Genomic DNA, 22548 nt, shown 5'->3' on the forward strand with positions numbered 1-22548 from the left:
GTTGCTTGGTCGCCGACTCGTGGAAGAGGGTTCCGGGCCGGTTGGCCCAGTCGTGGAACGTGGCTGCAGCGCTCTGCCAGAATCCACGACTCGACGAACCGGAGCGCCGACCGGCTTCCGCCCCGGCTGTCACTCGAGGGTTGCGTCGAACGGTACGCCCGCCTGGTCAGCCCCAGGCGCGCGAGCCAAGGTCTGCGAGGACGGGCGACGGATCGGTCACGGTGATTCCGGCCGGTCAGCGCCGTCCTGGAAGCTGCCAACAAACGATTGAACGCGCGCTGCACAGCGGACAGGAGATGGGAGCCTGAAGCTCCCCATATCTCTCCAGGTCAGGAAGTGGCGCGGATGGTGACGGCCAGGGAGGCCAGGTAGGAGAGGCGGGCCACCTCGGAGCCGAGGAACTCCGGGCCGCCGCGGCGGCCGATCACCAGGATGCGGCGGTCGGACTCCAGGGGCGCGGCGACCAGGACGGACTCCGCGAGGCCCTTGTGGTCCGGGGCCTCCAGCGTCGTCGCCTTCTCCAGCGGCAGCCAGATGCCCGCGACGTCGCCGAACTCCGGCGTCGCACTCGTCTCCAGCGCGACCTTCACCTCGCTGCCGGTGCCGTCCAGCAGCGCCGCCCAGTCCGCGTGCAGGACGGCGGGCGACTGTTCGACCAGGATGTCGATCGCGTCCGCGGGCGCGGACGTCATCTGCTCGACCGCCTCGAGGTCCATGTGCAGCCCGCCGCCGGCGCCGTACCGGGAGAACCAGATCACCTCGACGTCGGGTACGCCGTTGCACGCCGACACCAGGCGGTCCGGCAGCACGCCGGGCGGCAGGTCGACCACGATGTCGTCGACGGCCGTGCCGTTCTCGCGGCGGTGCTCGACGATCTCGATCGCGTGGATGTCCGCGTTCACCTCGCCGAGCGCCGTCGCCACGGTGCCGAGCGAACCGGGCCGGTCCGGGATGATCAAGCGCAGCAGGAACACCGAACGATCATCTCCCAGCCGATCACCTTGCGCGTAACGCCTTGTCGCGGCCCATGTTACAGAGCGGTAGGACACGACACGCGCGCCCATCTCATCCGTACGTTGTCCACAGCCGAGGGGGCGAGGACACGCACCTGTCACAGCGGGCCACTAGGATGACGGGGTCGCGGCGGAAAACGCTGCGGAAGTCCTGCGAACCATTGGATCAGTTCATGCCATCGATTACCCGCGAAGAGGTCGCGCACCTGGCGCGACTGGCGCGGATCGAGCTCACCGACGACGAGCTCGACCACCTCGCGCCGCAGCTCGACCAGATCATCACCTTGGTCGGGCAGGTCAGCCAGGTGGCGGCGGACGACATCCCGCCGACCTCGCACGCCCTGCCGCTGACCAACGTGATGCGCCCGGACGAGAACGTCCCGTGCCTCACGCCCGAGCAGGCGCTGTCCGGCGCGCCGGCCGCGGAGGAGCAGCGCTTCCGGGTGCCGCGGATTCTGGAGGAGGACTGAACCATGAGTGACCTCACCAGGAAGACCGCATCAGAGCTCGCGGAGCTGATGACCTCCGGGCAGGCCAGTTCGGTGGAGATCACCCAGGCGCACCTGGACCGGATCGCCGCCGTCGACGGCGCGGTGCGCGCGTTCCTGCACGTCGACACCGAGGGTGCGCTGGCGCAGGCCAAGGCCGTCGACGACAAGCGCGCCGCGGGCGAGCCGCTGTCCCCGCTGGCCGGTGTGCCGCTGGCGCTGAAGGACGTGCTCACCCAGGAGGGCGTGCCGACCACGGCCGGTTCGAAGATCCTCGAGGGCTGGAAGCCGCCGTACGACGCGACCGTCGTGAAGCGGCTGAAGGACGCCGGGATCGTGATCCTCGGCAAGACCAACATGGACGAGTTCGCGATGGGCTCCTCCACCGAGAACTCCGCGTACGGCACCACCCACAACCCGTGGGACCTGAGCCGGATCCCGGGCGGTTCCGGCGGCGGTTCGTCCGCGGCGATCTCGGCGTACGAGGCGCCGCTCGCGATCGGCACCGACACCGGCGGCTCGATCCGCCAGCCGGGGGCGTTCACCGGGACGGTCGGCGTGAAGCCGACGTACGGCGGCACCTCGCGGTACGGGCTGATCGCGCTCGCGTCGAGCCTGGACACGCCGGGCCCGTGCGCGCGGACGACCCTCGACGCCGCGCTGCTGCACGAGGCGATCGCGGGCTGGGACCCGATGGACTCGACCTCGATCAACGCCGAGGTCCCGCCGGTCGTCGAGGCGGCCCGCAACGGTGACGTCGCCGGGCTGCGGATCGGCGTCGTCAAGGAGCTCGGCGGCGAGGGGTACCAGCCGGGTGTCGAGGCCCGCTTCCACGAGGCGGTCGAGCTGCTCACCAAGCTCGGCGCCGAGGTCGTCGAGGTCTCCTGCCCGCACTTCCAGTACGCGCTGCCGGCGTACTACCTGATCCTGCCGAGCGAGGCCTCGTCCAACCTGGCCAAGTTCGACGCGATGCGGTACGGCCTGCGCGTCGGCGACGACGGCGAGAACAGCGCGGAGAAGGTGATGAGCCTGACCCGCGAGGCAGGCTTCGGCGCCGAGGTGAAGCGCCGCATCATGCTCGGCACGCACGCGCTGTCCAGCGGGTACTACGACGCGTACTACGGCCAGGCGCAGAAGGTGCGGACGCTGATCGCCCGCGACTTCGCGCAGGCGTACGAGCAGGTGGACGTGCTGGTCTCGCCGGCCACGCCGACCACCGCGTTCGCGATCGGCGACCGGATCGACGACCCGATCGCCATGTACAAGAACGACCTGTGCACGATCCCGTCCAACCTGGCCGGTAACGCGGCCGCGTCGTTCCCGTGCGGCCTCGCCGACGAGGACGGCCTGCCGGTCGGCTTCCACGTGATGGCGCCGGTGCTGCGCGACGACCTGCTGTACAAGGTCGGCGCCGCGCTGGAGTCCGCGCTGGCCGAGCAGTGGGGCGGCGTCCTGATGACCAAGGCTCCGGAGCTGGAGGTGACCCGATGACCATCGCTGCCGAGGTCATGCCGATCGACGAGGCGCTGGCGCAGTACGACCCGGTGATGGGCCTCGAGGTCCACGTCGAGCTGAACACGAAGTCGAAGATGTTCTGCGGCTGCCCGACCGAGTTCGGCGCCGAGCCGAACACCCAGACCTGCCCGGTCTGCCTCGGGCTGCCGGGTGCGCTGCCGGTGGTGAACGCGCGCGCGGTCGAGTCCGCGATCAAGATCGGCCTGGCGCTGAACTGCGAGATCGCCGAGTGGTGCCGGTTCGCCCGGAAGAACTACTTCTACCCGGACATGCCGAAGAACTTCCAGACCTCGCAGTACGACGAGCCGATCGCGTTCAACGGCTGGACCGAGGTCGTCGTCGACGGCGAGACGTACCGGATCGAGATCGAGCGCGCGCACATGGAGGAGGACACCGGCAAGTCCACGCACATCGGCGGCGCGACCGGCCGGATCCACGGGGCGTCGCACTCGCTGGTCGACTACAACCGGGCCGGGATCCCGCTGATCGAGATCGTCACCAAGACGATCGAGGTGCCGGGGGAGAAGGCCGCCGCGGTGGCGCGGGCGTACGTGAGCATGCTGCGTGACCTGCTGCTCGCGCTCGACGTGTCCGACGTCCGGATGGACCAGGGCTCGCTGCGCTGCGACGCGAACGTGTCGCTGAAGCCGCGCGGCGCGACCGCGTTCGGGACCCGGACCGAGACCAAGAACGTGAACTCGTTCCGTTCGGTCGAGCGGGCGGTCACCTACGAGATCACCCGGCAGGCCGCTGTGCTGGCCACCGGCGGCAAGGTGATCCAGGAGACCCGGCACTGGCACGAGGACACCGGCATCACGACCTCCGGCCGGGAGAAGTCCGACGCCGAGGACTACCGGTACTTCCCGGAGCCCGACCTGGTCCCGGTCGCGCCGTCGCGCGAGTGGGTCGAGGAGTTGCGCGCCACCCTGCCCGAACCGCCGTCCGTACGGCGTGCGCGGCTGCAGGGGGAGTGGGGCTTCACCGACCTCGAGATGCGCGATGTCGTGAACGGCGGTGCGGTCGAGCTGATCGAGTCGACGGTCGAGCTCGGAGTCACGCCGGCCGCCGCGAAGAAGTGGTGGCTGGGTGAGCTCGCCCGGGCCGCGAACGAGTCCGGCGTCGGGCTGGAGGAGCTCCACGTCGGCGCCGCCGAGGTCGCCGAGGTGCAGAAGCTCGTCGACGCCGGCACGCTGAACGACAAAATCGCCCGGCAGGTGTTCGAGGGCCTGCTGGCCGGCGAGGGTACGCCGGCGGAGATCATCGAGAAGCGCGGGCTGGCGCTGGTGTCGGACGACTCGGCGCTGCTCGAGGCGATCGACCGCGCGATCGCCGCGAACCCGGACGTCGTCGAGAAGGTGAACTCCGGGAAGCCGGCCGCGGCCGGTGCGTTGATCGGCGCGGTGATGAAGGACATGCGCGGCCAGGCCGACGCCGCCAAGGTCCGCCAGCTGCTGAACGAGAAGCTCGGCATCTGACGCTGACTTGGGGGTGCCGCGCGGCACCCCCAAGTTCTCAGGCAGCGTTTCGATGCTCTTCCTCGGGTTGCGGGGCGTCGGCGATCACGCTGCGATCGATGCGGCCGTCGTCGACGTCGGACGCGTTCGCGAGCAGGGTCCGCGCCACCGACAGTTCGTCGCTCGGGCAGCGCACCTCGTAGCGGGTCGGCACGATCTCGGTGCTCACCGCCTCCGGGCGGTTCCGGCCGAGACCGCGGAACATCCCCCACAGCGCTCCGACGAGGACGCCGTACACGAAGCCCCAGACGACGACCGCCAGACCGGTCAGCGTGGTCTCGGCGACCAGCGTCACGAACACCGCGGCGAGCACGCCGAGCAGGGCGCCGTACAGCGCGGTCGTCGCGGTGAGCCGGACGACCGGGACGGCCGTACGTCTGCTCGCCTGCCGGAGTCCGGCGCCGACGATCTCCAGGCTCCGCGCGTCCATCCCGTAGCTTCTGAGGTACTCGACTGTTCGACGGGCATCCACGAAGTTGCTCATCGATGCGATCACACTGCTGGGGACGCCAGACGCCTGGCCGGTCGGCATACCGATCTCCTCCTTCGATCCTGGGACTCTCCCTCTACGAGTACCAGACGACCGAAGGGCTGAAACGGTTGACGGGTCAGGACGTGCTGACCGTCACGCGCAGGATGCGGTCGTCGCCGTCGCGGGTGTCGCCGCGGCCGTCGGTGTTCGACGTGGTCAGCCACAGCGAGCCGTCCGGCGCGACCTCGACCGTGCGCAGCCGCCCGTACTCGTTGGTGAAGAAGGCCTGCGGCTCACCGGTTCGCTTGCCGTTGGCAACGGGTACCGCCCACAGCCGCTGACCGCGCAGCGACGCCATGAACACGTGCCCCTCGGTGAACGCGATCCCCGACGGCGACGCGTCCGCCGTCCGCCACTGCGCGATCGGGTCGGCCATCCCGTCGAGCCCGCTGACCCCCTCGGCGGCCGGCCAGCCGTAGTTGGTGCCCGCGGTGATCGCGTTCAACTCGTCCCAGGTGTTCTGCCCGAACTCGGCGGCGTACAACTGCTCCCCGTCGAACGCGAGCCCCTGCACGTTCCGGTGCCCCTTGCTGATCCACACCCGCCCGTCCGGATTCCCCGGCGCGGGCTTCCCGTCGGTGGTGATCCGCAGGATCTTCCCACCCAGCGACCCGTCGTCCTGCGAGGTCGGCCGGTCCGACCCGTCCCCGGTGCCGGCGTACAGATACCCGTCCGACCCGAACCGCAGCCGCCCGCCGTTGTGGATCGCCGCCGCCGGGATCCCCTCCAGAATCACCTGCTGCTCCGACAACTTCCCGTCCCGATAGGTGATCCGCGCGATCCGGTTGTCGTCGTCGCCCGAGTAGTACACGTAGATGTACGGCTTCTCCGGATACCCCGGATCCACCGCAACCCCCAGCAACCCACCCTCCGACGAGGACTTCACCCCCTCGACGCTCCCCACCTCACTCACCTCGGAACCAGCAACCCGCTTCACCTTCCCCGAGTCCCGCTCAGTCACCAATGCGCTCGAATCCGGCAAGAACGCCAACCCCCAAGGCACCTCAATCCCCGTCGCCACGGTCGACGCCACGGCCAGCCTCACTCCACCGCCAGGCAGCGAGCCAGTCGAAGCAGGCGCCGATGTCGGCACACTCGTCCCGGCCCCACTCGGCGTCCCGTCAGAACAACCAGCCGCCATCACCAGTGCGGCCGCCACCATCGCAGCCCGCCCGCCTCGCCCGACCCTCGTGCTGCCCACGCCGTCTCCTCCGGTTGTCCTGCCTCATTACTACACCGCAGCGCAACGACTGGTTCAGCTTCCCCAGGTGGGTCGTAGGGGGAAGTGGGAGTTGCCGCGGTGGTCGGGTTTGGCGGCCAGGACCTGATGGAGCTGGATGGTGTTGTGTTCGAAGCCGGCTCGGCTGGCGGCCAGGTAGAGGCCCCAGATCTTGGCGGTGGCGGGGCCTACTTCGGCGACCGCCTCGTCCCAGTGGGCCACCAGGTTCTCGTTCCAGGCGGTCAGGGTGAGGGCGTAGTGCTCGCGCAGGTTCTCCTCGTGGCGGACCTCGAAGCCGGCGTCCTGGGCCTCGGCGATGATGCGGCCGGAGCCGATCAGTTCGCCGTCGGGGAAGATGTAGCGGTCGATGAACGCGCCGGTGTTGCGGAAGCGGTTGTCGGGACGGGTGATGCAGTGGTTGAGGAGCCGGCCGCCGGGCTTCAACCGATCCAGCAGGAAACCGAAGTACGACGGGTAGTTGCGGACGCCGATGTGTTCGGTCAGGCCGATCGAGCTGATCGCGTCGAAGTCGCGGTCCGGTACGTCGCGGTAGTCCAGGTACCGCACCTCGGCGCGGTCCTCCAGGCCCTCGCGCTTGATCGCGGCCGACGCCCATTCCGCCTGCGCCGCGGACAGCGTGACGCCGAGCGCGGTCACGCCGTACTCGCGGGCCGCATGCCGGACCATCCCGCCCCAGCCACAGCCGACGTCGAGCAGCCGCATCCCCGGCTTCAGGTCGAGCTTGCGCGCGACCAGGTCGTACTTCTCGTACTGCGCCTCCTCCAACGTCGCGCCTTCGTGCGGGTAGACCGCGCACGTGTACGTCATCGACGGCCCGAGCAGCCATGCGTAGAACGTGTTCGACACGTCGTAGTGGTGGTGGATCGCCGACTTGTCCCGCGCCTTGGAGTGCCGCAGCCCTTCGAAGGTACGGCGCCATTTCGGCAGGTGCTCCTGCGGCGGCGGAGGCGGCGGCTTGAGGTGACTCCAGCCGAGACCGCGCAGGATGCGCAGCGCCTCGGCCGCCTTCGGGCGGTGGAAGTGGAACTGGTCCAGGATCAGCCGCATCAGCTCGTACGGGTTGCCCGGATGCACACCGGTGACCTCGAGGTCGCCCATCACGTACGCGCGGACCAGCCCGAGGTCACCCGGCGCGGTGAGGATGTACGACAGCCCCCGCTCGTTGGCCAGGTGCAGGTGGATCTTCGAGTCCGGCGGTCCGGCCGCGCTGCCGTCGTACGCCGAGAACCGGAACGGCAGTTCCTCCGGGATCACAGTGGTGAGAGCTTCGGCGATCGATACGTGGGTCGCGAGCGTCGTCATCGGCGCGTCACCGCCTTCTCGTAGAGCCCGGTGAGCCGGGCGTCCGGGTCGTAGCGTTTCTTCACCTCGTCCCAGGCGGGGACGTTGTAGAGCCGGTCGAAGGTGTCGCGGTCGTAGTACGCGTCGGAGTACAGCGACTTGTGGCCGCCGAACTCGGTGACCGCGGCCTCGATCCGCCGGTTGACGTCGCCGTCCGCAGCGCCCGGGGCGATCGGCACCGTGCCCCAGAAGCCGACGTTCACGTACGTCGCACCGGGCCGCAGCGGGTACAGCGGCCACGCCGTCTCCCCGCGCAGCCGCAGCGGGCACAGCCAGACCGGCCGCATCCCCACCTCGGCGTCGAACCAGCGCAGGAACTCCGCCAGCCGCTCCACCGGGATCTCCACGTCCTGCACGACGCGCTCCCGGTCCGGCCTCCCGCGGCGCTTGTTCAGCCGGGCGGCAACGTGGTGCCGGTTCTCGAAGCCGACGATCTTGTGGAACACGTCGCTGCGTCGCCAGCGCTTCGGCCACAACCGCCGTACGACGGGCTTCTGCGCGCCGAAGGCGGCGGAGCACCAGAACCAGTCCGTGTCCCAGCGCCACAGGTAGTCGTACGCGGTGAGGAAGTCCGTCTGCCGTTGCCGGATCGACCGGTAGTAGATCTGCTGGCCCGTGTAGTCGCTGGTCCGCACCGCGGCGTCGCTGTTCCGCCCGAGCGTCAGGTAGACCTCCGACGGACTGAACGCGACCCCGTCGACGAAGTGCACCGGCTCGCCGTCGTACATGCCGTCGGCAACGATCGACGCGATCGCCGGCGCCAGCTCGTCGAGACCGACCCGGACGTGCCGGAGGGCGACGTACGGCGAGATCCGGTCGAGCTCGATCCGCAGCCGGGTCGCGTAGCCGAGCGTGCCGTACGAGTTCGGGAAGACCCGGAAGAGGTCCGCGTGCTCGCCCTCGGGACGCGCGGTGACGAGCTCGCCGGCGCCGGTCAGGATGTCGAGTTCGAGGACCGACTCGTGCGGCAGGCCGGCACGGAACGAGGACGACTCGATGCCGAGCCCGGTGACCGCGCCGCCGAGCGTGATCGTCTTCAGCTGCGGCACGACCATCGGCGTCAGCCCATGCGGGAGCGTCGCAGCGACCAGGTCCTCGTAGGTGCACATGCCCTGGACGTCGGCAGTCCGCCCGGCGGGATCGACCGCGATCACCCCGGTCAGCTTCGAGACGTCCAGCCCCGGGCGGTCGATCTCGGCGCGCGGGCGGAACAGGTTCGAGCTGCGCTTCGCCAGCCGGACGGGCTCGCCGTACGGGATTCGCCCGTACGACTCCCGCAGCCGCCCGACGGCCTGATCGTGCGCCACCACCGCCGCCACATCCGATGTCGAAGGCACCGATCCAGAGTACGACTCCGCCCGGGGTCCGGCACGGGAGTTCAAACTGTCCGAGGCCCCGAGTAAGTTCTGTCACATGGCTGATGTGGTGAAGGCATGGCTCCCGTGGGAGGACCCCGAAGGGTTCCTCGGCGGGCTGCCCGCGGGATTCGACGTCGACGTGTTCTCCGGCGGCGAGCGGCCGAAGTCGCTCGCGGAGGTGGAGTTCTACGTGCCCAGCTACATGGGCGGCGGTGACGTGTTCGACGTCGTCCGCGAGATGCCGGCGCTGAAGGTCGTGCAGCTGCAGACGGCCGGGTTCGAGCACGTGCAGTCGCGGCTCGCCGACGGCGTGACGTTGTGCAACGCGCGCGGCGTCCACGACGCCTCCACGGCGGAGCTGGCGGTCGGCCTGATCCTGGCGTCGTACCGGAATCTCCCGCGTGCCGTCCGTGACCAGGAGCGCGAGGTCTGGCCGGGGTCGTACGACGAGGTCGACGACTCGCTCGCGGACCGCACGGTGCTGATCCTCGGGTACGGCGCGATCGGCGAGGCGCTCGAGCGGCGGCTGACCGGGTTCGAGTGCGAGGTGATCCGGGTCGCGCGGCGGGAGCGGGACGGCGTACACCCGATCTCCGAGCTGCCCGAGTTACTGCCGCGCGCGGACGTGGTGGTGCTGCTGACGCCCGCGACGCCGGACACGAAGCGGATGGTCGACGCGAAGTTCCTGGCCCGGATGAAGGACGGCGCCTTGCTGGTGAACGTCGCGCGCGGTGTCGTCGTGGACACGGACGCGCTGCTCGCCGAGCTCGGGACGCGGCGGATCCGCGCAGCGCTCGACGTGACCGACCCCGAGCCGTTGCCCGCCGGACATCCGCTGTGGTCTGCTCCGAACGTACTGATCAATCCGCACCGCGGCGGCGCCTCGACGGCGTTCGCGCCGCGCGTCGCCAGGCTGGTGCGGGCGCAGCTCGAGCGCTACGCGTCCGGGGAACCGTTGATCAATGTGGTGGCAGGTCCGCCACGCTGAGGGAGGGACGAAGATGTCCGAGGCCGTACTGCTGATCGGCACCAAGAAGGGGCTCTGGATCGGCCGGAGCGACGCTGCCCGCAAGGACTGGCGGCTCGACGGGCCGGTGCCGGAGTTCGAGATGCAGGGTGTGTACGCCGTGGGCATCGACACCCGGGGCGACCGGCCGCGGCTGCTCGTGGGCGGCACCAGCGAACACTGGGGTCCGGCCGTGTTCCACTCCGACGACCTCGGCAAGACGTGGGCCGAGCCGCCGGAGGGCTCGATCGGGTTCCCGGCCGACGCGGAGGCCTCGCTCGAGCGGGTCTGGCAGATCCAGCCGGGCCCGGCCGACCAGCCGGGCGTGGTGTACGCCGGGTCCGAGCCGCAGGCGCTCTGGAAGTCGACCGACGGCGGTGTCACGTTCGAGCTGGTGCGCGGGCTGTGGGACCACCCGCACCGGTCCGAGTGGGGTGCCGGGTTCGGCGGCGCGGCGATCCACACCGTCGTACCGCACTCGACCGATCCCGCGCGGGTGAGCGTGGCGATGTCGACCGGTGGCGTCTACCGGACGGCCGACGGCGGGGCGACGTGGTCACCGGCGAACAAGGGGATCCAGGCGAAGTTCTTCCCGGACCCGTACCCGGAGTTCGGGCAGTGCGTGCACAAGCTGGCCGCGCACCCGGACGCGCCGGAGCGGCTGTTCGCGCAGAACCACCACGGCGTGTACCGCTCGGACGACGGCGGCGCGGTCTGGAAGTCGATCGCGGACGGTCTGCCGTCGGACTTCGGCTTCCCGATCGTCGTGCACCCGCACGAGCCCGAAACCGTGTACGTCTTCCCCCTGGTCGCCGACGCGAACCGCATCCCCACCGACGCCCGCTGCCGCGTCTTCCGCTCCCGCGACGCCGGCGACACCTGGGAGCCACTGTCCACAGGCCTGCCTGATGTCTCCTACGCCCCCGTACTACGGGACGCCATGACAACCGACACCGCCGACCCGGCAGGCGTATACCTCGGCACCCGCGACGGCTGTGTCTATGTCAGCGCCGACGCCGGCGAAACCTGGGTGGAAGCCGCGCGCCACCTACCCGACGTACTCGCAGTCCGCGCCGCAGTCGTGGGATGAGACCGACAGGCGAGATGACGGAGGCAGGGATGGCTGACGGCGGGACGATTGCGGTGCGGCTGCCGACGGTGTTGCGGCCGTTCGCGGGCGGGGCCGAGCGTGTGGAGCTCGAGGTCGACGGTGAGCTGACCGTCGCCGCGGTCTTCGCCGCACTCGAGGCACAGCACCCGGCCCTCCGCCGCCGCCTCACCGACGAACAGGGCGCGATCCGCCGCCACGTGAACATCTACCTCGGCAACGACAACATCCGCGACCTCTCCGGCCTCCAGACCCAACTCACCCCCGGCGACGAACTCCTCGTCCTCCCAAGCGTTGCCGGCGGCTGAAACCGGCGGGCAACTTGTCGGTGGAGGGGTTAACGTCGGGCGGCATGAGCGACGTACTTCTGCTGACCGGTCCGTCCGGCTCGGGCAAGACGACCGTGGCGCGGCTCGTCGCCACCGACGCGCCGCGGCCGACGGTGCACGTGACGACGGACGAGTTCTTCCGCGCGATCCGGACCGGCTTCATCCCGCCGTACCTGCCGGAGTCGCAGCGGCAGAACGTCGTGGTGGTGGACGCGATCGTCGCCGCGGTCGCGGTGTACGTGGACGGCGGATACGACGTCGTCGTGGACGGGGTCATCGGGCCGTGGTTCCTGCCGCCCTACCGGCGGGCCGCGGCGGAGGGGGACTGGCGGATGTCGTACGTCGTCCTGCGGCCGGACCTCGCGACGACGCTCGCCCGGGGTCAGGCCCGCGGCGGCGTCGAGCTGACCGACGCCGATGCGTTGACCGGGCTGCACGGCGCGTTCGCGGACCTCGGCGACCTGGAGCGGCACGCCATCGACACGTCCCGGCTCGATCCGGAGCGGACCGCGGCCGAGGTCCGCAAAGCTGTTGCCTCGGGCGACTACCTGCTCAGTGCCTGAACAGTCGCAGGTCGGTCGGCGACCACGTGATTCCCGCGGCCGCGCAGGCGGCGGCGATCTCGGGGGAGCGGATCGAGCCGGCCGGCTCGACGATGTGGGTCACGCCGTACCGTTGGGCTTCCTCGACGTTGTCGGTGAACGGGAGTGCGCCGTCGGAGATCATCGTCACGCCGGTCAGCGGTTCGCTCGAGCGGCGTGACCACCACAGCTGCGCCTTCTCACCCGCCAGCCGCGTGCAGTCCACGCGCGACTGCTGTCCGGCGCCGACGCCGATCGTCATCCCGTCCTTCACCATCACGACCGTGTTGGACTGGGTGTAGCGCGCCACGATCATCCCGAGCACCGCGTCGTCCGGAAGATCCCGCGGCATCGGCAGCGCGTCCCGCTCCTGCGTCAGCCGGACGCCGTACACCTCCCGGACCTCCTCCGCCGGCGGCTCGAACTCCGCGTCCGCCTCCAGCACCAGAAAAGTCCCGCGCTTCTTCGAAGCCAGCACCTCGACCACGCCCTCGTCGTACCCGGGCGCGATGATCCCGTCCGAGACCACGCGCTTCAGCAGCCCGGCCAGCTCCGCGTCCACCGGATGCGAGACGGCCACGAAGTCGCCGTACGACGACTTCGGATCGGCGTCCCGCGCGCGGGCGTACGCGTCCGCCACCGACGCACCCAGCGCCGCCCCCGCCGGCGACACATGCTTGTACGACACCGCAGCCGGTACGCCGAACCGCGCCGACGCCTCGCGCACCAGTTGCCACCCGGTCAGCGCGTCGAGGACGTTGATGTACGACGCTTCGCCCGAAACCACCGCGAACGGCGGGCGGTCCAGCGGCGTGATCGTGGCCTGTTGATGAGGGTTCATGCCGTACCGCAGCCGCATCGCGACCTCCGAGTCCGATCGGAGGCGCCCAGGCGGACGACGCCTTGCTCTACGCTCCCCGGTGGTAACCCACCCTCGCCAGTCGCACCGCGAGCTTACCCGGCGACCCGCACCCACCAGCAGCCGGTGCGGGGTGGGGCGAGTGGCCGCACCGGCTGGTCGGGGGAGCTACTGGGCCGACACCCAGCCGTAGATGTTGCCGGGGCGGCCGGCGGCCTTGGCGTGTTTCGGGTCGAAGGGGCCGTGCTTGCGGACCTTGTCGCCGGAGTTGCCTTCCACCGTCGTGATCTTCCCGTTGCCGACCGCAACGACCACCCCGGTGTGCACGCTGGTGCTGGTGTTCTGCGGGCCGGTGCCGTAGAGGACGATGTCGCCGGGCTTCATGCCGGTGTTGCTCGAATGCGCGCGGCCCTTGCGCCGGCCCCAGGTGTAGATGTCGCCGGTGAAGCCGTAGTTCGGGATGTCGATCCCGGCCTTGCGCCAGGTCCAGGTGGCGAAGTGCGCGCACCACGCCTGGCACGGACCGTACGGGTTGCAGTTGCTGCCGGGAGGCGTCTCCTGCTGCCCGATCTCGCCGTTGGCGGCGTTCACGATCTTCGTCCGGGTGTCGGCCGCGGAGGCGGTGAGCGTCAGCGCACCGGACGCGGCGACGAGGACGGAGACCAGGAGCAGCCGGGGGAGCAGGCGTAGGAAGAGTCGCATGGGTCACTCCGATCTGGAGAGGGGGCGGTAGGAATTTTTCAGGCGAGCTCGCCAGATCAGTATGTGACTAACCAACTTCACGGAGCCATAACAGCGGCATCAAGTTACGAAGACAGTAACCGTAAGACACTCGTCTCAGGTTCCGAGACGCACGCGGGCCCAACTTGACCCGGTTACCAGTTGTCGGCGAATAATGCCTACATGCGATCGATTCTCCTCGTACTTGTGCGGCGCGCCGACTGACGCGACCACAGAGTCGAGCGCGCCCCTTCAGCCAACCCGGCGGAAGGGGTTTTTTGTTGCCAATGCGACTATCCGAGACCCGGGGAAGCAGCGGAAACAGCCACAAGCGAGGATGGATCGGTCGCGAACGGTGCAGTTTTTGGGCATAACAAGCGTGACTGACTGAGGGAAGGCACTCATGAGTGAGCAGCTGACCGGGGCACAGGCTCTGATCCGCGCACTGGAACATGCCGGAGTCGACACCGTCTTCGGTATCCCGGGTGGCGCGATCCTCCCGGCGTACGACCCGATGCTCGACTCGACCCAGATCCGCCACATCCTGGTACGTCACGAGCAGGGCGCCGGCCACGCCGCCCAGGGGTACGCCGCGGCGTCCGGCAAGGTCGGCGTCTGCATGGCCACCTCCGGCCCGGGCGCCACGAACCTGGTGACCCCGATCGCCGACGCGTACATGGACTCGGTGCCGCTGGTGGCGATCACCGGCCAGGTCGCCAGCGCCGCGATCGGTACGGACGCCTTCCAGGAGGCGGACATCCGCGGCATCACGATGCCGATCACCAAGCACAACTTCCTGGTCAACGACCCGAACGAGATCGCCACGACGATCGCCGAGGCCTTCCACATCGCCTCCACCGGCCGGCCCGGCCCGGTGCTGGTCGACGTCACCAAGGACGCGATGCAGACCCAGGGTGTCGACTTCCAGTGGCCGACCGAGCTCTCGCTGCCCGGCTACCGTCCGGTGACCCGCCCGCACCCCAAGCAGGTGCGCGAGGCGGCCCGGCTGATCGTCGCCGCCGAGAAGCCGGTGCTGTACGTGGGCGGCGGCGTGATCCGCGCCCAGGCCAGCGCCGAGCTGAAGGAACTCGCGGAGCTGCTCGGCATTCCGGTGATCACGACGCTGATGGCCCGCGGCGCGCTCCCCGACACCCACGAGCTGCACTTCGGCATGCCGGGGATGCACGGCTCGGTGTCGGCCGTCGGCGCGCTGCAGCGCTCCGACCTGCTGATCACGCTGGGCGCCCGGTTCGACGACCGCGTGACCGGCCGGCTCGACTCGTTCGCGCCGGAGGCGAAGGTCATCCACGCCGACATCGACCCGGCCGAGATCGGCAAGAACCGGGCCGCCGACGTGCCGATCGTCGGCGACTGCAAGGAGGTCATCTCGGACCTGATCGCGGCGCTGCGGACCGAGATCGGGAACTCCGGCCGCACCCCGTCGTACGACGCCTGGCGCAACCAGCTCGAGGCGGTCCGCGCGCGGTACCCGCTCGGGTACGACGAGCCGGAGGACGGCACGCTCTCGCCGCAGCACGTGATCAAGCGGATCGGCGAGATCGCCGGCCCGGACGCCGTGTACACCGCGGGCGTCGGGCAGCACCAGATGTGGTCCGCGCACTTCCTGCCGTTCGAGAAGCCCGGCCACTGGCTGAACTCCGGCGGCCTCGGCACCATGGGGTACGCCGTACCGGCCGCGATGGGCGCCAAGGTCGCGCGGCCCGACAAGACGGTGTGGGCGATCGACGGTGACGGCTGCTTCCAGATGACCAACCAGGAGCTCGTCACCTGCGCCCTCGAGGGCATCCCGATCAAGGTCGCGGTGATCAACAACCAGTCGCTCGGCATGGTCCGGCAGTGGCAGACGCTGTTCTACGACAAGCGCTACTCCAACACCGACCTGCACTCGGCGCGGATCCCGGACTTCGCCAAGCTGGCCGAGGCGATGGGCGGCGTCGGGCTGCGCTGCTCGGACAAGGACTCGGTCGACGCGACCATCGAGAAGGCGATGGCCGTCACCGACGCGCCGGTGGTGGTCGACTTCGTCGTGCACCGGGACGCGATGGTGTGGCCGATGGTCGCCGCCGGCGTCAGCAACGACGAGATCCAGATCGCCCGCGACATGGCCCCGACGTGGGACAGCGAGGAGCTCTAGTGACTGAGCGAAGCGAAGGCACAATCAAGCACAGCGTCCATGCGACATCGTCGCCCGCAGCGAAGCGAGGACGATGATGTCCAAGCACACATTGAGCATCCTGGTCGAGAACAAGCACGGTGTGCTGGCCCGGGTGGCGGCGCTGATCTCGCGCCGCGGGTTCAACATCGACTCCCTCGCGGTCGGCCCGACCGAGCACCCCGAGGTGTCCCGGATGACCATCGCGGTCAGCGTGGACGAACAGCCGCTCGAGCAGATCACCAAGCAGCTCAACAAGCTGGTGAACGTGATCAAGATCGTCGAGCTCGAGCCGAGCCAGACAGTCCAGCGCGAACTGCTGCTGGTCAAGGTCAAGGCGGACACCCTGACCCGCGGGCAGGTGCTGGAGACCGTCCAGCTCTTCCGTGCGAAGGTGGTGGACGTGGCACCGGACGCGATCACGATCGAGGCGACCGGCAATCCCGAGAAACTCGAAGCCATGCTCCGGGTGCTGGAACCCTTCGGCGTCCGCGAGCTGGTGCAGTCCGGCATGGTGGCGATCGGCCGCGGCAGCCGTTCCATCTCCGACCGCACGCTGCGCCCGGTCCCGGTGCCGCCGCCGCACGTGCAGTCCGGACCGCCGAACGTCCAGGCGCGACCCGCCGAGCGTTCGCACCCGGTACCGGCGCCGCCGCCGGGCCGTACCGCCGCCGTACCGAATCAAAACTAAGGAGAAGTGCCCGAAGTGGCTGCTGAAATGTTCTACGACGACAACGCCGACCTGTCGGTGATCCAGGGCCGGCACGTGGCCGTCCTCGGCTACGGCTCCCAGGGCCACGCCCACGCGCTCTCGCTGCGCGACTCCGGCGTCGACGTCCGCGTCGGCCTGCCCGAGGGCTCGAAGAGCCGCGCGAAGGCCGAGGCGCAGGGCCTGCGGGTCGTCACGCCGGCCGAGGCCTGCGAGGAGGCCGACGTGATCGTCGTGCTCGCTCCGGACCCGGCCCAGCGCAAGCTCTACACCGAGGCCATCGAGCCGAACCTGGTCGACGGCGACGCGCTGGTCTTCGGTCACGGCTTCAACATCCGGTTCGGCTACATCAAGCCGCCGGCGGGTGTGGACGTGTTCATGGTCGCCCCGAAGGGCCCGGGCCACCTGGTCCGCCGCGAGTACTCCGAGGGCCGCGGCGTCCCGGTGCTGGTCGCGGTCGAGCAGGACGCCTCCGGCAAGGCGTGGGACCTGGCGCTCTCGTACGCCAAGGGCATCGGCGGACTGCGGGCCGGCGGTATCAAGACCACCTTCACCGAGGAGACCGAGACCGACCTGTTCGGTGAGCAGGCCGTCCTCTGCGGTGGCGTGTCGGCGCTGATCCAGGCCGGTTTCGAGACGCTGACCGAGGCCGGGTACCAGCCCGAGGTCGCGTACTTCGAGTGCCTGCACGAGCTCAAGCTGATCGTCGACCTGATCTACGAAGGCGGCATCGCCAAGCAGCGCTGGTCGGTCTCCGACACCGCCGAGTACGGCGACTACGTGTCCGGCCCGCGGATCATCGACGCGTCGGTGAAGGCCCGGATGAAGGAGGTGCTGGCGGACATCACCGACGGCACCTTCGCGGCCCGCTTCATCGCCGACCAGGACGCCGGCGCGCCGGAGTTCGCCGAGTTCCGCAAGCAGAGCGAGCAGCACCCGATCGAGGCCGTCGGCAAGGAGCTGCGCGGCCTGATGGCGTGGGTCAAGTCGCACGACGAGGACTACGTCGAGGGCACCGCCGCCCGCTGACCGGACACACCGAAGGGCCCGGACCATCCAGGTGGGTGGACCGGGCCCTTTCTTTTGACACAATGTGTGACGATTCCGGATCGGCACGTGGGGGAGGTGAGCGGTCGTGAACGACGGCAGGTCCGAGCTGCCGCGACCGCCCCGGCGGATCCCGGTCGACGCCGGGACGCTCACCCAACTGGAGGCTCCGAGCCGCCCGGTGCACCCCTCCGAGCCGCAGCCGCGGCAGCCGTGGATCTACGGCCGGTTCCTGGCCGGCTTCCTGGTGCTCCTGGTGATCGTGGCGGGCGGCGCGGGGGCGGGGTGGTTCGTCCGCCAGCAGAGCCTGCGGATCGACACTGCCGCGGCGCTGGAGGCCGCCGGTCCGGCCGTGGTCCGCGTGCTCGCCACGACCTGCGGCTCGTCCGGTGAAGCATCCGGCGTGCTGATCGACAACGGGCGGATCCTGACCGCGGCGTCGGCGGTCGAGACGCCGACGTCGATCGTGGTGATGACGCCGGACGGCCGGATCCGGCGGGCGAACCTGCTCGGCACCAGCGCGGACGGGGTCGCCGTCCTGCAGTCGATCGGGTTCGACGGCGAGCCGCTTCAGCTGCCCGCGACCGATCCGGACCCGAAGGCCGAGCGGGCGCTGATCGGCTACACGGCGGCGGGCAAGCGAGTGGTGAACGGGATCGGCTCGGCAGCCGAGCCGGAGGCACTGAGCCAGTTCATGAACCCGGCCAAGCTCGGCGGCGCCGTGGTCGACAGATCCGGCGACCTCGTCGGCCTCGTCACCGGCGACACGGTCCAGGCCAGCACGGTCGTGTCGCTCACCAAGCTCCGCGAGTACGTCGCTCAGGCGCCGTCGGGCCTCACCGTCGGAACGCCGGGGGCGTGCCCGGAGTCACGCGGTCCGCAGAGCCCGATCGCGCCGGTGCTGCAGGTCGCCGGCACGCCGCTGGCCAAGGAGGTGCAGCGGCTGCTGGCCAACTACCTGACCCTGCAGAACCGGCACGACTTCGGCAAGGTGCGGGCGTTCTACTCGCCGCGGTTCGCCGGTGCCCTGACGGAGGAACAGGACCGGAACAAGCACCTGACGTCGTACTTCTTCAGCCCGAGGCTGACCGACCTCGCGCCGGACGGTTCGTCGGCGCGGATGGCGTACAACGTCATGTACGCGCCCACCGCCGCCGGCGCCGGCGGCCAGAACTGCAGCCGGCTGGACACGACGTTCTATCTGGTCAGGTCGCGCGGCCAGTTGGTGATCGACAGAACGGTCAAGGCGTCGGACGCGGTCGCCTGCGACACCGACTGACCGGCATGCGGGTCCCCGGCTCGCGCCGCCGGGCGGACGCGGTACCATCGAGACGGCGGGCACAGCGCGGTGCTCTGTTCTTGATGAGCCCCTACCGCTTCTGCAGGAGATTCCTCCATGACTGACCTAACCCGGCCCGTCGTCCTGATCGCCGAAGAGCTCAGCCCGGCCACCGTCGAGGCGCTCGGCCCCGACTTCGAGATCCGGCACACCAACGGCGCCGACCGCGCCGAGCTGCTGCCGGCGATCGCCGACGTCGACGCCATCCTGATCCGCAGCGCCACCAAGGTGGACGCCGAGGCGCTGGCCGCCGCGAAGAAGCTCAAGGTCGTCGCCCGGGCCGGTGTCGGCCTGGACAACGTCGACGTGAAGGCCGCCACCCAGGCCGGCGTGATGGTCGTGAACGCGCCGACCTCCAACATCGTCAGCGCCGCCGAGCTCGCGGTCGCCCTGCTGCTCGCCGCCGCGCGGCGGGTCCCGGCGGCGAACGAGTCGCTCAAGAAGGGCGAGTGGAAGCGCAGCAAGTACTCGGGCGTCGAGCTGTTCGAGAAGACCGTCGGCATCGTCGGCCTCGGCAAGATCGGTGTCCTGGTCGCGCAGCGGCTGGCCGCCTTCGGCATGAACGTGATCGCCTACGACCCGTACGTGCAGGCCGGCCGGGCCGCGCAGATGGGCGTCCGGCTCGCGACCCTCGACGAGCTGCTGGCCACCAGTGACTTCATCTCGGTGCACCTGCCGAAGACCCCGGAGACCATCGGCCTGATCGGCGACGAGCAGCTGCACAAGGTCAAGCCCGAGGTCGTCATCGTGAACGCGGCCCGCGGCGGCATCGTCGACGAGCAGGCGCTGTACAGCGCGCTCAAGGAGGGCCGGGTGGCCGGCGCCGGGCTGGACGTGTTCGCGTCCGAGCCGTGCACCGACTCGCCGCTGTTCGAGTTCGAGAACGTCGTCGTCACGCCGCACCTCGGCGCCTCCACCGACGAGGCCCAGGAGAAGGCCGGGATCGCGGTCGCGAAGTCGGTCCGGCTGGCGCTGTCGGGCGAGCTGGTCCCGGACGCCGTCAACGTCCAGGGCGGCGTGATCGCCGAGGACGTCCGCCCGGGCATCCAGCTGACCGAGAAGCTCGGCCGGATCTTCACCGCGCTGGCCGGCGGCGTCGCGCAGCAGCTCGACGTGGAGGTCCGCGGCGAGATCACGCAGTACGACGTCAAGGTGCTCGAGCTCGCCGCGCTCAAGGGCGTCTTCGCGGACGTGGTCGAGGACAACGTCTCGTACGTGAACGCGCCGCTGCTGGCGGCCGAGCGGGGCCTCGAGGTCCGGCTCGTCACCGACCACGACAGCCCCGAGCACCGCAACCTGATCACGCTGCGCGGCACCCTCGCGGACGGCGCCCAGGTGTCGGTGTCGGGCACGCTGGTCGGCGTCCGGCAGTCGGAGCGGCTGGTCGAGATCGACGGGTTCGACGTCGAGATCGAGCTCGCCGCGCACCTGGCGTTCCTCACCTACGAGGACCGGCCGGGCATCGTCGGCCAGGTCGGCCGGATCCTCGGCGACGCCGACGTGAACATCGCCGGCATGCAGGTCAGCCGGGACCGCAAGGGCGGCAAGGCGCTGGTCGCGCTGTCGGTGGACTCGGCGATCGCGCCGGCCGTCCTCGACGACATCGCGGTCGCGGTCCAGGCCGACACGGCCCGCACCGTGGACCTCGAGGCCTGACGAACCAAGCGACTGCTTTACTGAAGGCGGTCAGCCGCCCGCAGGCGCATGGCGGCTGGCAAGGGCCCGGGCTCCATAGCCCGGGCCCGCTTCGGTTCTAGCGCCTGGTGGCAAGCAGCACGGCGGCGTCGGGGGCGACCATCACCTCGACGGTGGTGAAGCGCTTGTCCATCAGCCACTCCTGGCGCAGCGTGTCCACGCGCCCCTCGTACATCGGCGGCCAGACCGCGGACGGCGTGAAGTCGTCGAGGACCACGAAACCGCCCGGCTCCACCACGTCCGCGATGATGTCGCGGGCGGACAGCTTCGCCTCGCGGGCGTCCACGAACAGCAGCGCGAACGGCCCGCGCTCGATCAGCGCCGTCCAGTCGGCGGAGACCACCTCGATCCGCTCGTCGGCGGCGAACAGCTCCGCGACCGCCTGCGCGAGCTGCGGATCGCTCTCCGCGGTGACGATCGACGTGTCCTCGCCGGCGCCGCTGCGCAGCCACGCCGAGCCGACGCCGCAGCCGGTCCCTAGCTCACCGAGCAGCCCGGTCTTCGAGGCCGCGAGGGTGGCGAGCAACCGGCCGGTCTCGTTCCTGGTGGAGCTGACGAATCCGCGCCGGCCGGACAGGCTGAGGGCCGCCGACACCAGCGGCGGCAGTTCTGGAGGAGCACTCACCGGGTGAGAGTCGCACAGGTCCGGTCCAGTGGCCCCACCCGGATCTCACATGCCGGGACATCCTGCCCGCATAGTGGAGGAATAGTCGGACGTGCGAGTAAATTCGTGCGCGTCCTGCCGCCCACGCCATATTGGGGAGGAGCAGCATGTACGACATGTATCCAGCCGACTGGCCCGCCATCGACGCGCGCGAGCGGAAGGCGACCCGGCGTCGCCGTCCCGCCCGTCCGGCCCGGGACGAGGTCAAGGCTGTCCAAGAGGCCATGAACCGCCGCGACAACGGGGGAGAACCCAAGAAGTGAGCGACAACAAGAACTTCACGCTGGCTGTCGTTCCCGGCGACGGGATCGGACCGGAGGTCACCGCCGAGGCGCTCAAGGTGCTCGACGCGGTCGCCGCGCAGCACGGCGTGACGTTCGAGCGGACCGAGTACGACCTCGGCGCGAAGCGCTGGCACGCCACCGGGGAGACGCTGCCGGACGCCGAGCTGGAGGAGATCCGCAAGCACGACGCGATCCTGCTCGGCGCGGTCGGCGACCCGAGCGTCCCGTCCGGCGTCCTCGAGCGCGGTCTGCTGCTCAAGCTCCGGTTCACCCTCGACCACTACGTGAACCTGCGGCCGTCGAAGATCTACCCGTCCGTCGGCTCCCCGCTGGCGAACCCGGGCACCGTCGACTTCGTCGTCGTCCGCGAGGGCACCGAGGGCCCGTACGTCGGCAACGGCGGCGCGCTCCGGGTCGGCACGCCGGCCGAGATCGCCACCGAGGTGTCGGTGAACACGGCGTACGGCGTCGAGCGGGTCGTGCGGGACGCGTTCGCCCGGGCGCAGGCGCGCCCGCGCAAGAAGCTCACGCTGGTGCACAAGAACAACGTGCTCGTGCACGCCGGCCACCTGTGGAAGCGGACCGTCGACGCGGTCGCCGCCGACTTCCCGGACATCGCGGTCGACTACCTGCACGTGGACGCGGCGACGATCTTCCTGGTCACCGACCCGGCGCGGTTCGACGTGATCGTCACCGACAACCTGTTCGGCGACATCATCACCGACCTGGCGGCCGCGATCAGCGGCGGCATCGGGCTGGCCGCGAGCGGCAACATCAACCCGGACCGGACCGCGCCGAGCATGTTCGAGCCGGTGCACGGCTCCGCGCCGGACATCGCCGGCCAGCAGAAGGCCGACCCGACCGCGGCGATCCTGTCCGCGGCGCTGCTCTGCGAGCACCTCGGGCTGACCGAGGCGGCCCGGGCGATCGAGGCGGCCGTCGAGGCGGACATCGAGGAGCGCACGGGCGTCGCCCGCAGTACGGCCGAGATCGGCGACGCGATCGCCAAGCGCGCGGCCGGGTGAACCGATGA

21 protein-coding genes, 1 pseudogene and 1 riboswitch are annotated in these 22548 nt (G+C 70.2%); of the genes and pseudogenes, 14 read left to right on the forward strand and 8 right to left on the reverse strand.

The features are described from left to right. Positions 1-329: 329 nt before the first annotated feature. The gene (locus ABN611_RS24345; protein WP_350274543.1) at positions 330-974 is read right to left on the reverse strand and encodes an ACT domain-containing protein; all 645 of its coding nucleotides are present in this window, start codon (positions 972-974) and stop codon (positions 330-332) included. 212 nt (positions 975-1186) lie between these two features. Between ABN611_RS24345 and gatC the strand changes: the two genes are divergently transcribed. The 3 genes from gatC to gatB are packed head-to-tail and all read left to right on the forward strand — an operon-like array spanning position 1187 to position 4491. Next, a complete protein-coding gene (gatC, locus tag ABN611_RS24350; RefSeq protein WP_350274544.1) occupies positions 1187-1483 on the forward strand; it encodes an Asp-tRNA(Asn)/Glu-tRNA(Gln) amidotransferase subunit GatC in 297 nt (98 codons plus the stop codon). 3 nt (positions 1484-1486) lie between these two features. Further along, positions 1487-2992: an Asp-tRNA(Asn)/Glu-tRNA(Gln) amidotransferase subunit GatA gene (gene gatA, locus ABN611_RS24355; RefSeq protein ID WP_350274545.1), complete on the forward strand. Its 1506-nt coding sequence runs from the start codon at positions 1487-1489 to the stop codon at positions 2990-2992. Further along, positions 2989-4491, forward strand: a complete 1503-nt coding sequence (gatB, locus tag ABN611_RS24360) for an Asp-tRNA(Asn)/Glu-tRNA(Gln) amidotransferase subunit GatB (protein WP_350274546.1) — start codon at positions 2989-2991, stop codon at positions 4489-4491. The genes gatA and gatB overlap by 4 nt, the downstream gene beginning before the upstream one ends. 37 nt (positions 4492-4528) lie before the next feature. Here the strand turns inward: gatB and ABN611_RS24365 are convergent, their stop codons facing one another. From ABN611_RS24365 to ABN611_RS24380, 4 genes are all read right to left on the reverse strand, one after another. Further along, positions 4529-5014, reverse strand: a complete 486-nt coding sequence (locus ABN611_RS24365; RefSeq protein WP_350274547.1) for a hypothetical protein — start codon at positions 5012-5014, stop codon at positions 4529-4531. A gap of 124 nt (positions 5015-5138) precedes the next feature. After that, positions 5139-6224, reverse strand: coding sequence for a PQQ-dependent sugar dehydrogenase (locus ABN611_RS24370; protein WP_350281675.1), 1086 nt, complete (start codon positions 6222-6224; stop codon positions 5139-5141). A gap of 93 nt (positions 6225-6317) precedes the next feature. After that, entirely contained in the window at positions 6318-7604 is a 1287-nt protein-coding gene (locus tag ABN611_RS24375) for a cyclopropane-fatty-acyl-phospholipid synthase family protein (RefSeq protein WP_350274548.1), read from the reverse strand. Beyond that, the gene (locus ABN611_RS24380; RefSeq protein ID WP_350274549.1) at positions 7601-8980 is read right to left on the reverse strand and encodes an FAD-binding oxidoreductase; all 1380 of its coding nucleotides are present in this window, start codon (positions 8978-8980) and stop codon (positions 7601-7603) included. Before ABN611_RS24380 ends, ABN611_RS24375 begins: the two co-directional genes overlap by 4 nt. A gap of 76 nt (positions 8981-9056) precedes the next feature. On the opposite strand from ABN611_RS24380, the gene ABN611_RS24385 reads away from it, so the two are divergent. The 4 genes from ABN611_RS24385 to ABN611_RS24400 are packed head-to-tail and all read left to right on the forward strand — an operon-like array spanning position 9057 to position 12007. Further along, a complete protein-coding gene (locus ABN611_RS24385; protein ID WP_350274550.1) occupies positions 9057-9989 on the forward strand; it encodes a 2-hydroxyacid dehydrogenase in 933 nt (310 codons plus the stop codon). A 13-nt stretch (positions 9990-10002) separates the two neighbouring features. Beyond that, a complete protein-coding gene (locus ABN611_RS24390; protein ID WP_350274551.1) occupies positions 10003-11097 on the forward strand; it encodes an exo-alpha-sialidase in 1095 nt (364 codons plus the stop codon). Positions 11098-11126: 29 nt separating this feature from the next. Continuing rightward, positions 11127-11423 carry a ubiquitin-like small modifier protein 1 gene (locus ABN611_RS24395; RefSeq protein ID WP_350274552.1) on the forward strand — a complete coding sequence of 99 codons (297 nt, stop codon included), beginning with the start codon at positions 11127-11129 and terminating at the stop codon, positions 11421-11423. A gap of 44 nt (positions 11424-11467) precedes the next feature. Continuing rightward, on the forward strand, positions 11468-12007 hold the full coding sequence (locus tag ABN611_RS24400; RefSeq protein WP_350274553.1) for an AAA family ATPase: 540 nt from the start codon (positions 11468-11470) through the stop codon (positions 12005-12007). Here the strand turns inward: ABN611_RS24400 and ABN611_RS24405 are convergent. Beyond that, positions 11997-12884: a 5-aminoimidazole-4-carboxamide ribonucleotide transformylase gene (locus tag ABN611_RS24405; RefSeq protein WP_350274554.1), complete on the reverse strand. Its 888-nt coding sequence runs from the start codon at positions 12882-12884 to the stop codon at positions 11997-11999. The two genes, ABN611_RS24400 and ABN611_RS24405, sit on opposite strands and share 11 nt — an antisense overlap. A gap of 19 nt (positions 12885-12903) precedes the next feature. After that, positions 12904-12980: riboswitch (ZMP/ZTP riboswitch) on the reverse strand. Positions 12981-13052: 72 nt separating this feature from the next. Beyond that, a complete protein-coding gene (locus ABN611_RS24410) occupies positions 13053-13586 on the reverse strand; it encodes a CHAP domain-containing protein (protein ID WP_350274555.1) in 534 nt (177 codons plus the stop codon). A 421-nt stretch (positions 13587-14007) separates the two neighbouring features. On the opposite strand from ABN611_RS24410, the gene ABN611_RS24415 reads away from it, so the two are divergent. The 5 genes and pseudogenes from ABN611_RS24415 (at position 14008) to serA (ending at position 20528) form a co-directional block, all read left to right on the forward strand. Further along, complete coding sequence (locus tag ABN611_RS24415) at positions 14008-15759, forward strand: acetolactate synthase large subunit (protein ID WP_350274556.1); 1752 nt, start codon at positions 14008-14010, stop codon at positions 15757-15759. 76 nt (positions 15760-15835) lie between these two features. Beyond that, a pseudogene (gene ilvN / locus ABN611_RS24420) lies at positions 15836-16339 on the forward strand (acetolactate synthase small subunit); the annotation flags it as partial. A gap of 156 nt (positions 16340-16495) precedes the next feature. After that, positions 16496-17515 carry a ketol-acid reductoisomerase gene (gene ilvC / locus ABN611_RS24425; RefSeq protein WP_350281676.1) on the forward strand — a complete coding sequence of 340 codons (1020 nt, stop codon included), beginning with the start codon at positions 16496-16498 and terminating at the stop codon, positions 17513-17515. Between the two features lie 106 nt (positions 17516-17621). Continuing rightward, on the forward strand, positions 17622-18812 hold the full coding sequence (locus ABN611_RS24430; protein ID WP_350274557.1) for a serine protease: 1191 nt from the start codon (positions 17622-17624) through the stop codon (positions 18810-18812). A 117-nt stretch (positions 18813-18929) separates the two neighbouring features. Beyond that, positions 18930-20528, forward strand: coding sequence for a phosphoglycerate dehydrogenase (serA, locus tag ABN611_RS24435; RefSeq protein ID WP_350274558.1), 1599 nt, complete (start codon positions 18930-18932; stop codon positions 20526-20528). 97 nt (positions 20529-20625) lie between these two features. Here serA and ABN611_RS24440 read toward each other — a convergent pair whose 3' ends face one another. Continuing rightward, positions 20626-21192: a class I SAM-dependent methyltransferase gene (locus ABN611_RS24440; protein WP_350274559.1), complete on the reverse strand. Its 567-nt coding sequence runs from the start codon at positions 21190-21192 to the stop codon at positions 20626-20628. 146 nt (positions 21193-21338) lie between these two features. Between ABN611_RS24440 and ABN611_RS24445 the strand changes: the two genes are divergently transcribed. After that, the gene (locus ABN611_RS24445; protein ID WP_350274560.1) at positions 21339-21494 is read left to right on the forward strand and encodes a hypothetical protein; all 156 of its coding nucleotides are present in this window, start codon (positions 21339-21341) and stop codon (positions 21492-21494) included. Then, positions 21491-22540 (forward strand): 3-isopropylmalate dehydrogenase, encoded by a 1050-nt coding sequence (locus ABN611_RS24450; RefSeq protein WP_350274561.1) that lies wholly within the window; start codon positions 21491-21493, stop codon positions 22538-22540. The genes ABN611_RS24445 and ABN611_RS24450 overlap by 4 nt, the downstream gene beginning before the upstream one ends. Positions 22541-22548: the final 8 nt, after the last annotated feature.

The sequence above is a fragment of the Kribbella sp. HUAS MG21 genome (genome assembly GCF_040254265.1).
GTDB lineage: Bacteria > Actinomycetota > Actinomycetes > Propionibacteriales > Kribbellaceae > Kribbella.